We start from the raw sequence: 13749 nt of genomic DNA, 5'->3' as shown, positions 1-13749 counted from the left end.
GCGTCATGCCCCCTTCGTGCTTCTTGGCGTCAGGGCCTCCTGAAAAGACGGCCCTGGGCACCTGCCGGATCCGGTTTACGGACGGGCGACCTTCCAGGCGCCGTTGAGCATGCCTTCGCCGGTGCGGTCGCCGGGCTTGGCATCCTTGGACCAGTAGTAGAGCGGCCAGCCGTTGTAGGCCCACTGCTTGCTGCCGTCATCGCGCATCACGATGGTGTAGCCGCCCATGGGCTTGGGATCGGCCGGGGCCATCAGCGGCGGCCAGTTGGTGGCGCATTGGCCGTTGCACATCGACTTGCCGCTGTTCTGCGCGTCGCGGGCGAAGGTGTAGAGCGTCTTGCCGTTCGGGCCGATCAGCACGCCGTCGACGGTGCGCGTGGGCGTGTCGGGCGCGGATGTCGTGGCGCAGCCGGCCAGCAGCGCGGCCAGGGCGAGGGCGGGCACGCCGATCAGGGGGGTCTTCTTCATGGCAATCATGCGGTTCTCCTGGTTGAACGAAAGACAGCCATGGGAGTGTAGGAAGAGGGACAGCGCCGAGCACGTAGGCGCAGGGCGAATTCCGCAGCGTTGGCCAAGGCCTGCCTTCCGACCCGGGGATGGCGTCAAAAGGCCAGATCGGGCAGCGTCAGCGGCCGACCGAGCGGGGTCACCCCGTCGTGGACCGGTTCACCGGTTATGGGTCTTGAGTGCCCGCTCGACCTCGCGCTTGCCTTCGCGGTCCTTGATGGTGTCGCGCTTGTCGTGCTCGGCCTTGCCCTTGGCCAGGGCGATGTCGCATTTGACCTTGCCCGCCTTCCAGTGCAGGTTGAGCGGCACCAGCGTGTAGCCCTTCTGCTCGACCTTGCCGGTCAGGCGCCGGATCTCTTCCTTGTGCAGCAGCAGCTTCTTGGTGCGGATGGCGTCGGGGTTGACGTGCGTGGACGCGCTCTTCAGCGGGTTGATCTGGCAGCCGACGATGAACATCTCGCCGTCGCGGATCATCACGTAGCCGTCGGTCAGCTGCACCTTGCCTTCGCGCAGCGCCTTGACTTCCCAGCCTTCGAGGACCATGCCCGCCTCGTAGCGTTCCTCGAAGAAATAGTTGAATGCCGCCTTCTTGTTGTCGGCGATGCGGGCGTTGGAGTTGTCCTGCTTTTTGTTGGCCATGTGGATTCCAGATGGGGGCGCATGGCATTCCTACAATCGGCCCGCACACACGTGCAGATTCTATGAAAAGTGTCCATAAGTCCGTCCTGATCTGGTACAGCGCCACCGAGATGTATGACCTGGTGACCGATGTGGCCCGCTACCCGGAGTTCCTGCCGTGGTGCGACCGGGCCCAGGTCCTCGAGCAGGACGAGGCCGGCATGACCGCCGAAGTGGGCCTGGCCTTCAGCGGCATACGCCAGAGCTTCACCACCCGCAACACCCATGTGGCCGGCCGCGAGGTGCGGCTGAAGCTGGTGAAGGGGCCGTTCTCGCAGCTGGAAGGCGTCTGGAAGTTCGCGCCCGTGGGCCAGGAAGGCGAACGCGCCTGCCGCGTCACGCTCGACCTGAACTACGGTTTCGACAACTTCGCGCTCCAGGCGCTGGTGGGACCGGTGTTCGACAAGATCGCCTCGACGCTGGTGGAGGCCTTCGTCAAGCGCGCCGAGCAGGTCTACGGCGAAGGCGGTCCGGCCGCATGATCGAGGTGGTGGTCTGCTGGTCGGCGGCGGCGCGGCAGGTGGTCGAGCAGGTGGTGCGTCTGCCCGATGGCGCATCGCTCGAAGACGCGGTCATGGCGGCGGACGTCGTTCACCAGTGGCCCGAATGGCAAGTGGGCAGCACGCCGGGCATCTGGGGCCGTGCGGCCGATTGGCGCGCTCCGCTGCGCAATGGCGACCGGGTGGAGCTGTGCCGGCCGCTGCTGGTCGATCCGAAGGTGGCGCGCCGGGAGCGTTTCCAGCGGCAGGGGTCGCGCACCGCGGGGCTGTTCGCGCGGCGGCGGCAGGGCGCGAAGGCAGGCTACTGAGGGCGGGGCGTCGTGCCGGGCTTGGCACGACGGTCGGCAAGAAATGATCTGACCTGGGCTCGGGCCCCTGGCACATCCAGCATCGAAGGGGCCATGCCCCCGCCCGTTCAACGCGCCGCGCAGTCGCTCTGCACGACGGACTGCAGCCGGCGCTGCTCGGCGGCCCGCGCGGCGTCGTCCATCACTTCGCGCTCGCCCTGGCTGTTGACGCGGGCGATGCGCATGCCGCTGTCCAGCGTGGCCAGCCCCTGGCGCGCACGGCTGCAGTTCTCCTGCTTGGCGCGGGCGAGCTTCTGCTCTTCCTCCGCACGCTTGGCTTTTTCCGCCTGCTCGGCCTGCCGGGTGCGTTCTTCCAGCGCCTTGTCCACGCGGGGCGCCGAGGCGGCCGCGGCAGGTGCCGGAGCGCGGCCGGCGTCGGTGGAGGGCGTGACCATCGGTGGGGGCGTGCCGCCCGGCGGACGGGCCAGGATGTTGCGCTCGGGCACTTCGGGCGGCGGTGCGCGGTCGCTGAAGACCTTGCGGCCGTTGCCGTCGATCCATTGCCATTGGGCCTGGGCAGCCAGCGGCAGCGCCAGCAGGGCCACCATGACGCAGAGTGCGGGTCTCATCCGGCCAGTGTAGTGGCTGCAGTGGCGCCTCGTTACAATCCGTCTTTTGGAGCTTCCACCATGCGCCTTCTCGGCAAAGCGCTCACCTTCGACGACGTGTTGCTGGTGCCTGCGTTCTCCCAGGTCCTGCCCAAGGACGCCTCCCTCAAGACCCGCCTTTCCCGCAACATCGCGCTGAACCTGCCCCTGGTCTCGGCCGCGATGGACACCGTGACCGAAGCCCGCCTGGCGATCGCCATCGCCCAGGAAGGCGGCATCGGCATCGTGCACAAGAACCTCACGGCCCAGCAGCAGGCGGCCGAGGTGGCGAAGGTCAAGCGCTACGAATCCGGCGTGCTGCGCGACCCCGTCGTCATCACGCCCCAGCACACGGTGCTGCAGGTGCTGCAGCTGTCGGAAGAGCTGGGCATCTCGGGCTTCCCGGTGATCGACGGCGGCAAGGTCGTCGGCATCGTCACCGGCCGCGACCTGCGCTTCGAGACGCGCTACGACGTGCCAGTGACCGAGATCATGACGCCGCGTGCCAAGCTGATCACCGTGGGCGAAGGCACCTCGCCGCTGGAGGCCAAGGCCCTGCTCAACAAGCACAAGCTGGAGCGCCTGCTGGTGGTCGACGACGAGTTCGTGCTCAAGGGCCTGATCACCGTCAAGGACATCACCAAGCAGACCAGTTTTCCGAATGCCGCGCGTGACGGCTCCGGCCGGCTGCGTGTGGGCGCGGCGGTGGGCGTGGGCGACGGCACCGAAGAGCGGGTCGAGGCGCTGGTCAAGGCCGGCGTGGACGCCATCGTGGTCGACACCGCCCACGGCCACAGCAAGGGCGTGATCGACCGCGTGCGCTGGGTCAAGCAGAACTATCCGCAGGTCGACGTGATCGGCGGCAACATCGCCACTGGTGCCGCCGCCATGGCGCTGGCCGACGCGGGCGCGGATGCGGTCAAGGTCGGCATCGGCCCCGGCTCGATCTGCACCACCCGTATCGTGGCCGGTGTGGGCGTGCCGCAGATCATGGCCATCGACAGCGTGGCGACGGCGCTGGGCGACAGCATTCCGCTGATCGCCGACGGCGGCATCCGCTACTCGGGCGACATCGCCAAGGCCATCGCCGCCGGTGCCAGCACCGTGATGATGGGCGGCATGTTCGCCGGCACCGAAGAGGCGCCGGGCGAGGTGATCCTGTACCAGGGCCGCAGCTACAAGAGCTACCGCGGCATGGGCTCCATCGGCGCCATGCAGCAGGGCAGTGCGGACCGCTACTTCCAGGAGTCGACCACGGGCAACCCGAACGCCGACAAGCTGGTGCCCGAGGGCATCGAAGGGCGTGTGCCGTACAAGGGCTCGATGGTCTCCATCGTCTACCAGATGGCCGGCGGCCTGCGCGCCTCGATGGGCTACTGCGGCTGCGCCACCATCGACGAGATGAAGTCGAACGCCGAGTTCGTGGAGATCACGGCCGCTGGCATCCGCGAAAGCCACGTGCACGACGTGCAGATCACCAAGGAAGCGCCGAACTACCGGGCAGAGTGATCCAGTTCTCGAGGGAAAGGGCCAGATTGTTCTGGCCCTTTTTCATTTTTGGCCTAGAATATGGTCCAAATTCTCCATAGATGGACCAGATTCGCCGCCATGCACACCGTTCCGATCCACCAGGCCAAGAGTCAGCTCTCCGAACTGATCCGCGCCGTCGAGAACGGCGAGGAGGTCGTGCTGACGCGCCACGGCAAGCGGGTGATCCGGCTCATCAAGGAGCCCGAGTCTGTGCAGCCGAGCATCGAGGCCCGCCGCCAGGCCATCGTGGCTGAACTGCAGGCCCTACGCGCCAAGGTGGCCGCGACGGCCGCGGGGCAGGGTGTCGGTTTCGACCTGCTGTGGCATCAGCATCAGGCCGCGCAGGTGTCGCGCACGGCTGCCTGGGGCGGCGCCGACGCAGCAGCGATGAACACGCGCAAGGATGCCGATGCTGGTCATTGACGCCTCGGCCTTCACCCGCTGGGCCTTCCCGGCCGAGGGCAGCGACCGTGTGTCGCAGGCGCTGATCCGCGTCATGACGGAGGAAGAGAGTGCGACCAGCGCCGCCACCTTCCCGCTCGACGTGCTGCAGGCCACCGGCTGTGCCCTCGCCACCGGCCGTTTCACGACCGCCGTCCACCAGCACGTGCTGCGGCTGCTGAGCCGGCTGCCGGTGGCGCTGGCGCCCATGCGCATCTCGCCGCTGGAGTTCTGGACCTGGGCGCAGTCGATGCAGCTCGGCCCGCACGACGCGGCCTACCTCAAGCTGGCCGTCGACCTCAAGGCGCCGCTGGTCACGATGGACCCGGCGCTGTGCCGCGCCTGTGTCCAGCTGGACCATCCCCTGATCACGGACCTGCAGTGAGCGCCCGAGCGTCGCTCGCCCACGCCCGCCTCGCACGGCAACCAACGCCCAGCCTCTGAACCACGCACCGCACGGTCCTGCCAACCCCTTCTTTCGGAGCCCACCATGCAACACGACAAGATCCTCATCCTCGACTTCGGCTCGCAGGTCACGCAGCTGATCGCCCGCCGCGTGCGCGAGGCCCATGTGCTGAGCGAAGTGCATCCCTGCGACGTCAGCGACGACTGGGTGCGCCAGTACGCGGCCGATGGCTCGCTCAAGGGCGTGATCCTGTCGGGCAGCCACGCCAGCGTGTACGAGGAGACCACCGACAAGGCGCCGCAGGCCGTGTTCGAGCTGGGCGTGCCGGTGCTGGGCATCTGCTACGGCATGCAGACCATGGCGCACCAACTGGGCGGCAAGGTCGAGGGCGGCCACAAGCGTGAATTCGGTTTCGCGGCCGTCCGCGCCCGTGGCCACACCGAACTGCTGCGCGACATCGCCGACTTCACCACCGACGATGGCCACGGCATGCTCAACGTCTGGATGAGCCACGGCGACAAGGTCAGCGAGCTGCCGCCCGGCTTCAAGCTGATGGCCAGCACCGACAGCTGCCCCATCGCCGGCATGGCCGACGAAGCGCGCAAGTTCTACGCGGTGCAGTTCCACCCCGAGGTGACGCACACGCAGCAGGGCAAGGCGATCCTGGAGCGCTTCGTGCTCGGCATCTGCCAGGCCCAGCCCGACTGGGTGATGAAGGACCACATCGCCGAGGCGGTGGAAGCCATCCGCCAGCAGGTGGGCGACGAGGAGGTGATCCTGGGCCTGTCCGGCGGCGTCGATTCGAGCGTGGCCGCGGCGCTGATCCACCGCGCCATCGGCGACCAACTCACCTGCGTGTTCGTCGACCACGGCCTGCTGCGCCTGGACGAGGGCAAGATGGTGATGGAGATGTTCGCCGGCAAGCTGCATGCGCGCGTCATCCACGTCGATGCCAGCGAGCAGTTCCTCGGCCATCTGAAGGGCGTGAGCGATCCCGAGCAGAAGCGCAAGATCATCGGCCGTGAGTTCGTCGAGGTGTTCAAGGCCGAGGCTGCCAAGCTCAAGGCCGGCACCGGCGGCCACAAGGGCGCCACCTTCCTGGCCCAGGGCACCATCTATCCGGACGTGATCGAGTCCGGCGGCGCCAAGAGCAAGAAGGCCGTCACCATCAAGAGCCACCACAACGTGGGCGGGCTGCCCGAACAGCTGGGTCTGAAGCTGCTGGAGCCGCTGCGCGACCTGTTCAAGGACGAGGTGCGCGAACTGGGCGTGGCGCTGGGCCTGCCGCCCGAGATGGTGTACCGCCATCCCTTCCCGGGCCCCGGCCTGGGCGTGCGCATCCTGGGTGAAGTGAAGAAGGAGTACGCCGACCTGCTGCGCCGGGCCGACGCGATCTTCATCGAGGAACTGCGCAACTTCGTGGACGCGTCCACCGGCAAGACCTGGTACGACCTCACCAGCCAGGCCTTCACCGTCTTCCTGCCGGTCAAGAGCGTGGGTGTGATGGGCGACGGCCGCACCTACGACTACGTGGTGGCCCTGCGCGCCGTGCAGACCAGCGACTTCATGACCGCCGACTGGGCCGAGCTGCCCTACGCACTGCTCAAGAAGGTGTCGAGCCGCATCATCAACGAGGTGCGCGGCATCAACCGGGTGACCTACGACGTGTCGAGCAAGCCGCCGGCGACGATCGAATGGGAGTGAAGCGGTCCTCTGCAGGATCAACGCCGCGGGCGTGACACCGCTGCGACGTTCTCAATACGGTGGCTGTTGCTGGAGCAGGCGGTTCTACCGGCCCATCGCTTCATCGCATGGGGAACGATGTGTCGTGAAAGGCATGTGGGCGAGCATCCTGGCCAAGTAGCGGATGCGCCCGCTGCCGATCATGCCGGACCGGGCACGACCGGGCGCATCAGAAGGCCTTGCCCAACCTCCGATCGACCGACCAGATGCCACCGCCGAACGCGGCGAAGAACAGGCAGCCGAAGGCCCAGATGCTGGACAGCTGCACGGCCTTGCCCTGCAGCAGGTCGGTGAAGGCGACACCGCCGTCCATGAGCCGCCTGGCGCCGTTGGGCGTCAGGAACTCGGGGTGGGCCTTGATCGCTTCCAGGCCGGCACCGCTGAGCAGCGGCTGGGCGTTGTATGGAAAGTGGAAGTGGAACCACACGGTCACGAACAGCATCACGGCGTTGGCCAGGGCGAAGGGCCGCGTCAGCAGCCCCAGCATGATGGCCGCACCCCCGACGACCTGCATGACCGCCAGCAGCGGCGAAAACAGCCAGCCCGGGTGGAAGCCGACCATCTCCACGAACTGCACCTGGCCCATCGGATCGAGGATCTTCGGCCAGCCCTCGTGCAGCAGCCAGCCGCCCAGGACCAGCCGCAGCAGCAGCCATCCCGCGGGCTGCGCGAAGTGTTCATACAGGCCGGCCAGTGCCGGGATGCACAGTTCGTCTCTGGAGACGCTGAAGTCGAAGGGCTGACGCATGGGAAGAAGCCTTGAGCAATGAATTGGCGCTGCGGCGTCCCGCGCAGGCGGGAGCGGGGCACACGCCATCTTCCCAGGCGCACGCCGAAGGCTGTTGATGCATGTCATGGTGGGGCCATGCTGGCCTTCCCGACCTGCGCCGCCATGGATCCGGTGTTGGCGTCGATGGAGAACCGATCGACTGCGCCGAAGTCAAAGTGACCCACCCGGGACACGACGGCGGGCTTTTGAAGGCTGCTGATGTCGACTCAGCAGCGGGCAGCGGAGATACGAGTGATGGCCCAGTCTCTTCGGCCCGCTACTCCGCGACGAAGCGGTTGCGCAGTGCGCCCAGGCCCGTGATGGCGACTTCCACGACATCGCCGGCGACGATCCGGGGCGACTTGCCGTCGGTGCCCATCCAGATCACGTCCCCGGGATGCAGCGTGAGATAGCGGCTCATGCGGCTGATGAAGGTCGGGATGTCGAACAGCATCGCGGATGAGGCAAACCGCGTCGTGACTGCCCCATTGACGCTGACCGTGGTCTCGGCCTTCGCCAGGTCGAAGTCCGTGTCGACCCACGGGCCCATGGGCTTGAAGGTGTCCGCGTTCTTGGCGCGCCAGAACGTGCGGTCGGATTTTTGCCAGAGGCGCTCGCTCACGTCGTTGCCGATGGTGTAGCCGAACACGCAGCCCAGCGCCTCGTCGGGGCTCAGGTTGCGTGCCCGCTTGCCGATCACCACGACGAGCTCGCCTTCGTACTCGATCTGCTGGGCATCCGAAGGGATCACCACGTCCTCCCCATGCGCAACGAGCGCATTGATGGCGCGGTAGCCGATGTCGGCCTGCTGGGGAACGACGGCCTGCGTTCCCGTCTCGGCAGCGTATTGCCGGATGTGCGTCACATAGTTCAGTCCTGCCGCGTAGAAGGTGCGCGGGATCAGCGGCACTTCGACCTTCACGTCGGCCAGTCGGTGGACCTGCCCCGTCCTTTCGGGGTCCATCCAGGGCAAGCCGCGCACGGCGTGAACCCGGTCGTCATCGTCCAGGATGCCGTGGTGCATTGCGCCGCTGGCCGGCTCGGAAAACTGTATCCATCGCATGGGCGGTCTGTCCTCGTGGGGGTGAAAGCTCTGGACTGTCGCACCGCACGCGGCCGACAGGATCGGCAACGCGAAGACGCCGGGTTTCGATTTCGTAAACCTCGGATTGGCGAAAGCGGCACGGCTGCGCCGTACCTGGACCCTAGATTTCTCCCGGACATCACCTTGCAGGAGACCCTCTTCGCCATGCTCACCGATTCGCGGAATACCTAAGTCGCACCACGGCCCGTGGGCCTGTTCGTTTCCGCGCCGGTTGCCGCCAGCGACGGGCAGCGCCTGCTCGAAGCCTGCGCCGCGGTCGGCCTGGAGGCCGTGCTGGTGGTGCACGACCGGCACCGTGCGCCGACCGAGGCGGCGTTGGCGCAGATCGACTACGCGCTGCTGTCCGTCGATGTCATCGGCGGCTCCAGCAAGAGCTTCATCGAGCCTGAACTCGCCACCTTCTCGGACACGCTGCGCCGGGCCCCGCGCCTGCGTTGGCTGCAGGCATGCAGCGCAGGCATGGACCGGGGCCTCTACAGCGAGTAGTACGACCGTGGCGTGCGCCTGTCTTCAGGATCGGGCAGCAACGCGCTGGCGGTGGCGCAGACCTCGATCGCCGCCGTGCTGGCCCTGGCACGCGGCGTTCCGCAATGGATCGCGGCGCAGCGCGAGCACCGCTGGCTGCCCTGGCGCGGTGGGCTCACGCCCGTGGCGCTGGAAGGCCAACGCGCGGTCGTCGTGGGCATGGGCGGCATCGGCACCCATGTCGCGCGCCTGCTGTCGGCGCTCGATGTCCGGGTCACCGGTGTGCGACGCGCGGCCGCGCCTGCCACGCACTTCGACCACGTCGTTGGATTCGACGCCCTGGGCACGGTGCTGCCCCAGGCCGATTGGGTCGTGCTCGCCTGTCCGCTGACGGACGAGACGCGGGGCCTCTTCAATGCCGCACGGCTCGCCGCCATGAAGCCCGGCGCCCGGTTGATCAACGTCGTCCGCGGAGAGATCGTCGACGAGGATGCGCTGGCCGATGCGCTTCCCGCCGGCACGCTGGCAGGCGCCTACATGGACGTCTTCGCCGTCGAGCCACCCCCGTCCGCGTCGCCCTTGTGGGACGTGCCGCATCTGCTGATTTCCCCGCACAGCGCCGGCAATTCGACCCAGCACCAGCGCAATGTGATCGAGATGTTCCGCGACAACCTGCAACGCCTGGCAGCCGGACAGCCGCCCGCCAACGAATGGAAAGCGCGCAGCCCAGCCTGAGCACGCCGCGCGGCGGGCCAGGAACGGGCAGTCGCACACCCAACCCCAAGGAGACAAGCGAGTGAAGAGACGTGTTCTGTTGAAATCGGCCGCGCTGGCGGCGGGCGCCTGCACCGGGCTGGCGCAGGCCCAGGGCGCCAGCGACTACCCGGCCCGACCCGTGACCATCGTCGTGCCCTTCGCGGCGGGAGGCAGCGCGGACGTCATCGTGCGCGCTCTGGCCCAGGAACTGTCGAGCCGGTGGGGACGGGCCGTGGTGGTGGACAACCGCGGCGGCGGCAACACCGTCATCGCGACGAGCGTCGTCGCCGGGGCGCCCGCGGACGGCTACACCCTGCTGTGCGCCAGCTATGCCTGGGTGACCAACCAGTTCCTGCATCCCAAGCTGCCCTACACGCCCGCCGCACTGGCGCCGGTCACGCTGCTGGGAACCTACCCGGAGATGCTGTTCTTGCGCGCCGACATACCGACGACCAACGTGTCCGAACTGGCAGCCTGGGTCAAACGCGCCGGCCGGCCGATGACTTTCGCCAATTCCGGCCCGGGCTCCAGCCTGCATCTGGCGGCTGCCGCATTCGGCGATGCCGCAGGCATACCCCTTACGCACGTCTCCTACCGCGGCAGCGCCACGGCCATGCAGGACGTGGCCGGAGGCCAGGTCGATGCCATGTTCGAAGGCCTCACCTTCAGGCCGCTCGCCGACGGGCGGCGCATCCGCGCCATGTCCGTGGCCCAGCCCAAGGCGTTGCTCGAATGGCCGGAACTGCCGGATGCGCGCCAGGCCGGCGTCGCCGACTTCAGCATGGCCTCGTGGTTCGGCCTGATGGCGCCGGCCCGTACCCCGCGACGCCGTGCTGGCGCGGATCGCCAGCGATGCGGGGGCGGCCCTGCGCAAGCCGGCGCTCGACGCGCAGTTGCGCAAGCTTGGCCTGCTGCCGGCGCCGGGGACGCCGGCCGAGTACGCGGCTTTCCTCGACAGCGAGCGCGTCAAACTGCACTCGGTGATCTCCCGCAACGGCATCACGATGGAGTAGCTGGGGGACAGGCGCCCAGACGGGCGCCCATCTTCTCTCAACAAAAAGCGCCGGCACCGAGCCGGCGGGCTTCATTCAGCCATCTGGTCGCGGTGGCGCTCGACCAGCTTGCTCAGCTTGTCGCGCTGGTCTTGCAGAAAGGCGCCGAACTGTTCGGGGCGCATGGGTGCAGGCTGCAGGCCGAGCGCCATCACGCGCTCATGGATCTTCTCGTCCTTCAGCACCGCGGCGACGTCTGCCGCGATCTGTGCCTGGATGGCTTTGGGCGTCTGCGCGGGCACGACCAGTCCGAAGTAGCCCGACACGTCCAGCCCGGGATAGCCGGCCTGCGGCGACGCCGGCAGGTCGGGCCAGTTGGGCAGGCGATCGGGCGGCGCCAGCACCAGGGCCTTGAGTCGCTTCTCGTCCGCGTACTGCTTGAAGTTGCGGCCTTCGGAGAACGCGTCGATCTGGCCGCCCATGAGGTCGTTGAATGCGCCGATGGTGCCCGCCTTGTAGCCGACCCGCAGCACCTTGATGCCGACGGTGTCGGCAAAGTCCAGGGCCGCGAGATGGGATCTGGAGCCGGTGCCAGCATGGCCGAAGGCGAGTGGCCTGGAGGCCTTCCTGGCATACGCGACGAACTCGGCCAACGAGTTCACCGGCAGGTCGCCCTTGACGAAGAGCGCCAGCGGATACCGGCCCGGCAGCGTCACCGGTGCCAGGTCGGCGGGTTGGTAGGGCAGGTTCTTGGCCAGGAGCTGGTTGACGGTGAAGGCGTAGCTCACGTAGCCGATGGTGTAGCCGTTGGCAGGCGCTTGGCGACGTAGTGGGTGGCAATGGTCGTCTGCCCGCCCGCGCGGTTGTCGATGATGACGGGCTGCTTCCACTTCTTGCTCAGTTCCTGGCCCAGGATGCGGCTGATCGCATCCGAGCTGCCGCCCGGGGCGAAGGGAACGACGATCGTCACGGCTTTGTCCGGGAAGGTCTGCGAGTGGGCGCAGACGCTGGCGCTCAAGACGCAGCAGACCAGCACGGCACGGGCGATGGGCTTTTTCATGGTGTTGTCTCCTCCGGCGCGGTCGGCCGGGGTGGGGTGAACGAGGCCAGGATCTCAGTCCTTGTAGGTCGGATCGATGTGTTCGAGTTGCCGCAGCATGGCCGGCCATTCGAGGACGCCGCGCCGGGTGACGCCGGGCTTCCACTGCGATTCGGCGAGCCGCACCACGTGTTCCGGCGGCATCACCAGCTCGGTGTTGCAGGCCATGGCATCCACCTGCACCTTGCAGGCGAGCTCCAGGCGGTACATCGTGTTGAAGCATTCGGGCACCGATGCGCCGAGCGCGACCAGGCCGTCGTTGCGAAGCACCATCACCTCCGCATCGCCCAGGTCGCTCACCAGGCTCTCGCGCTCGGCCAGGTCCACCGCAATGCCCTCGAAGTCGTGGTAGGCCACCTTGTCGAAGCGGGTGGCGGTCTGGGTCAGCGGCAGCAGGCCGCATTTCAACGCCGACAGGGCCATGCCGGCGCGGGTGTGGGTATGCATCACGCAGTGCGCATCGGGCCGTGCGGCATGGATGGCGCTGTGGATCACGAAGCCTGCGCGATTGACGCCAAGGTCGAGTTCGGACCGGTCGACGATGGTGCCGTCCAGGTCGATCTTGATGAGGTTCGATGCGGTGATCTCGGTGTAGAGCAAGCCTTAGGCGTTGATGAGGAAATGGCCGGGTTCATCGGGCACGGATGCCGAGATGTGATTGGCGATCATGTCGGTCATGCCGTAGACCGACGCCGGCCGGTAGGCGGCGGCCAAGTCCACGCGGGTCTGCCATTCCTGGGGGCTCACGTCATGCCGGCGGGTCCGGACGACGACACTGGTCATAGCCATGGTTGTCTCCTGATTGCGGTGGGTGCGGTCATTCCGCCTTGATGTTGGCGCTGCGGATCAGGTCGGCCCAGCGCTTGCGGTCCTGGGTCAGCCATTCCCGGTACTGCGTCGGGCCGCGATGGACGACTTCCGCGCCGAGTGCCTTCAGCCGCGCCTGCGTGGCCGGTGCCGCCAGTGCGGCGACCACGGCGGCGTCCAGCTTGTCGGCTATGGCCGGCGGCAGGCCGGCCGGTGCGATGAAGCCGATGGGCTGCGCGTAGTCCTCGAAGCCCGGAAGGCCCTCTTCGGACGTCGTCGGGATGGTCGGGTAGTCGGGATGCCGGCGGGCCGTGGTGACGGCCAGGATGCGCAGCTTGCCGGTGGCGACGAAGTCGCCCGCACCGATCATGGGGAAGAACATGAAGTCCACCCGGCCGGCCATCACTTCGGTCAACGCCGGTCCGTTGCCCTTGAAGGGGATGTGGTTCATGCGGGTCTTGCTGCGCTGCTCCAGCAGGGCGGCGGCCAGATGCGCCGAGCCGCCCACGCCGGCGCTGCCGTAGCTCACGCGCTGCGGCGCCTCCTGCGCCTTCTTCACCAGATCTTCGAGGGTCTTGAAGGGCGAGTTGCCGGCCACCACGATCATCTGCGGCAGCACGGCCACCTGGGCCACCGGGGTGAAGTCGGCAATGGGGTCGTACTTGACGAGCTCGGGCTGCAGCAACGGGTTCACGTTGTGCGAGATCGTGTTCATGAGCAGCGTGTAGCCGTCGGGTGCGGCATGTCTCACGAACTCGGTCGCGATGTTGCCATTGGCGCCGGCCTTGTTCTCGACCACCACCGGCTGGCCCAGGCGGTTGGCCATCTCCTGGCCGAGCACCCGGGCCAGCACGTCGGTGGGGCCGCCGGCGCTGTAACCCACCACCAGGCGGATGGGCCTGGAAGGGTAGTCGGGCTGGGCCATGGCGGGCAGGGCCGTAGCGCCCAGCAGCGTGGCGGCGCCGAACGCCGCAAGCCGCAGTACGGTGCGACGGGGTAGTTGCTTGTCCATGCGAT

The 13749-nt window shown here is 67.7% G+C and carries 19 protein-coding genes and 1 pseudogene; 10 read left to right on the top strand and 10 right to left on the bottom strand.

Going from position 1 to position 13749, the window contains the following annotated elements; genetic code table 11:
- Positions 1-75: 75 nt before the first annotated feature.
- Together NS331_RS07745 and smpB are read right to left on the bottom strand one after the other, a co-directional pair.
- Complete coding sequence (locus NS331_RS07745) at positions 76-468, bottom strand: COG4315 family predicted lipoprotein (RefSeq protein ID WP_058641567.1); 393 nt, start codon at positions 466-468, stop codon at positions 76-78.
- Positions 469-666: 198 nt separating this feature from the next.
- Positions 667-1146, bottom strand: coding sequence for an SsrA-binding protein SmpB (gene smpB / locus NS331_RS07740; RefSeq protein WP_058641428.1), 480 nt, complete (start codon positions 1144-1146; stop codon positions 667-669).
- A gap of 62 nt (positions 1147-1208) precedes the next feature.
- Here smpB and NS331_RS07735 point away from each other — a divergent pair, with 62 nt between their 5' ends.
- Entirely contained in the window at positions 1209-1667 is a 459-nt protein-coding gene (locus NS331_RS07735; RefSeq protein WP_058641427.1) for a type II toxin-antitoxin system RatA family toxin, read from the top strand.
- The gene (locus NS331_RS07730) at positions 1664-1993 is read left to right on the top strand and encodes an RnfH family protein (protein WP_058641426.1); all 330 of its coding nucleotides are present in this window, start codon (positions 1664-1666) and stop codon (positions 1991-1993) included. Before NS331_RS07735 ends, NS331_RS07730 begins: the two co-directional genes overlap by 4 nt.
- 107 nt (positions 1994-2100) lie before the next feature.
- Here NS331_RS07730 and NS331_RS07725 read toward each other — a convergent pair whose 3' ends face one another.
- On the bottom strand, positions 2101-2601 hold the full coding sequence (locus NS331_RS07725) for a DUF4124 domain-containing protein (RefSeq protein ID WP_058641425.1): 501 nt from the start codon (positions 2599-2601) through the stop codon (positions 2101-2103).
- Positions 2602-2661: 60 nt separating this feature from the next.
- Between NS331_RS07725 and guaB the strand changes: the two genes are divergently transcribed.
- From guaB to guaA, 4 genes are all read left to right on the top strand, one after another.
- Positions 2662-4128, top strand: coding sequence for an IMP dehydrogenase (gene guaB, locus NS331_RS07720; RefSeq protein WP_058641424.1), 1467 nt, complete (start codon positions 2662-2664; stop codon positions 4126-4128).
- Positions 4129-4227: 99 nt separating this feature from the next.
- A complete protein-coding gene (locus NS331_RS07715) occupies positions 4228-4572 on the top strand; it encodes a type II toxin-antitoxin system Phd/YefM family antitoxin (RefSeq protein WP_058641423.1) in 345 nt (114 codons plus the stop codon).
- Entirely contained in the window at positions 4559-4975 is a 417-nt protein-coding gene (locus NS331_RS07710) for a type II toxin-antitoxin system VapC family toxin (RefSeq protein ID WP_153012779.1), read from the top strand. Before NS331_RS07715 ends, NS331_RS07710 begins: the two co-directional genes overlap by 14 nt.
- Positions 4976-5080: 105 nt before the next feature.
- Complete coding sequence (gene guaA / locus NS331_RS07705; protein ID WP_058641421.1) at positions 5081-6700, top strand: glutamine-hydrolyzing GMP synthase; 1620 nt, start codon at positions 5081-5083, stop codon at positions 6698-6700.
- A 208-nt stretch (positions 6701-6908) separates the two neighbouring features.
- Here the strand turns inward: guaA and NS331_RS07700 are convergent, their stop codons facing one another.
- A complete protein-coding gene (locus NS331_RS07700; protein ID WP_058641420.1) occupies positions 6909-7487 on the bottom strand; it encodes a DoxX family protein in 579 nt (192 codons plus the stop codon).
- A gap of 298 nt (positions 7488-7785) precedes the next feature.
- Positions 7786-8571 (bottom strand): fumarylacetoacetate hydrolase family protein, encoded by a 786-nt coding sequence (locus NS331_RS07695; protein WP_058641419.1) that lies wholly within the window; start codon positions 8569-8571, stop codon positions 7786-7788.
- Positions 8572-8799: 228 nt separating this feature from the next.
- Between NS331_RS07695 and NS331_RS07690 the strand changes: the two genes are divergently transcribed.
- From NS331_RS07690 to NS331_RS26075, 4 genes and pseudogenes are all read left to right on the top strand, one after another.
- Positions 8800-9099 carry a Rossmann-fold NAD(P)-binding domain-containing protein gene (locus NS331_RS07690; RefSeq protein ID WP_058641418.1) on the top strand — a complete coding sequence of 100 codons (300 nt, stop codon included), beginning with the start codon at positions 8800-8802 and terminating at the stop codon, positions 9097-9099.
- Positions 9100-9150: 51 nt separating this feature from the next.
- The gene (locus NS331_RS07685) at positions 9151-9813 is read left to right on the top strand and encodes a D-2-hydroxyacid dehydrogenase (RefSeq protein ID WP_193758061.1); all 663 of its coding nucleotides are present in this window, start codon (positions 9151-9153) and stop codon (positions 9811-9813) included.
- 61 nt (positions 9814-9874) lie between these two features.
- Positions 9875-10648, top strand: a pseudogene (locus NS331_RS27440) (Bug family tripartite tricarboxylate transporter substrate binding protein); the annotation flags it as partial.
- A 16-nt stretch (positions 10649-10664) separates the two neighbouring features.
- The gene (locus tag NS331_RS26075; protein ID WP_058641415.1) at positions 10665-10847 is read left to right on the top strand and encodes a hypothetical protein; all 183 of its coding nucleotides are present in this window, start codon (positions 10665-10667) and stop codon (positions 10845-10847) included.
- A 71-nt stretch (positions 10848-10918) separates the two neighbouring features.
- Here NS331_RS26075 and NS331_RS25440 read toward each other — a convergent pair whose 3' ends face one another.
- Genes NS331_RS25440 through NS331_RS07655 form a run of 5 tightly spaced genes read right to left on the bottom strand, consistent with a single transcriptional unit; the run spans position 10919 to position 13744 of the window.
- Positions 10919-11614: a Bug family tripartite tricarboxylate transporter substrate binding protein gene (locus NS331_RS25440; protein WP_058641414.1), complete on the bottom strand. Its 696-nt coding sequence runs from the start codon at positions 11612-11614 to the stop codon at positions 10919-10921.
- Positions 11611-11886: a tripartite tricarboxylate transporter substrate-binding protein gene (locus NS331_RS27425; protein ID WP_058641413.1), complete on the bottom strand. Its 276-nt coding sequence runs from the start codon at positions 11884-11886 to the stop codon at positions 11611-11613. The genes NS331_RS25440 and NS331_RS27425 overlap by 4 nt, the downstream gene beginning before the upstream one ends.
- A 54-nt stretch (positions 11887-11940) precedes the next feature.
- On the bottom strand, positions 11941-12525 hold the full coding sequence (locus NS331_RS07660) for a class II aldolase/adducin family protein (protein WP_345940340.1): 585 nt from the start codon (positions 12523-12525) through the stop codon (positions 11941-11943).
- A gap of 3 nt (positions 12526-12528) precedes the next feature.
- A complete protein-coding gene (locus NS331_RS27420; RefSeq protein ID WP_345940339.1) occupies positions 12529-12714 on the bottom strand; it encodes a class II aldolase/adducin head domain-containing protein in 186 nt (61 codons plus the stop codon).
- A gap of 28 nt (positions 12715-12742) precedes the next feature.
- On the bottom strand, positions 12743-13744 hold the full coding sequence (locus tag NS331_RS07655) for a Bug family tripartite tricarboxylate transporter substrate binding protein (protein WP_058641412.1): 1002 nt from the start codon (positions 13742-13744) through the stop codon (positions 12743-12745).
- Between the last annotated feature and the right edge of the window lie 5 nt (positions 13745-13749).

The organism is Pseudacidovorax intermedius (genome assembly GCF_001476815.1).
Lineage (GTDB): Bacteria > Pseudomonadota > Gammaproteobacteria > Burkholderiales > Burkholderiaceae_C > Xenophilus > Xenophilus intermedius_A.
This window is presented reverse-complemented; position numbering and strand designations above follow the sequence as displayed.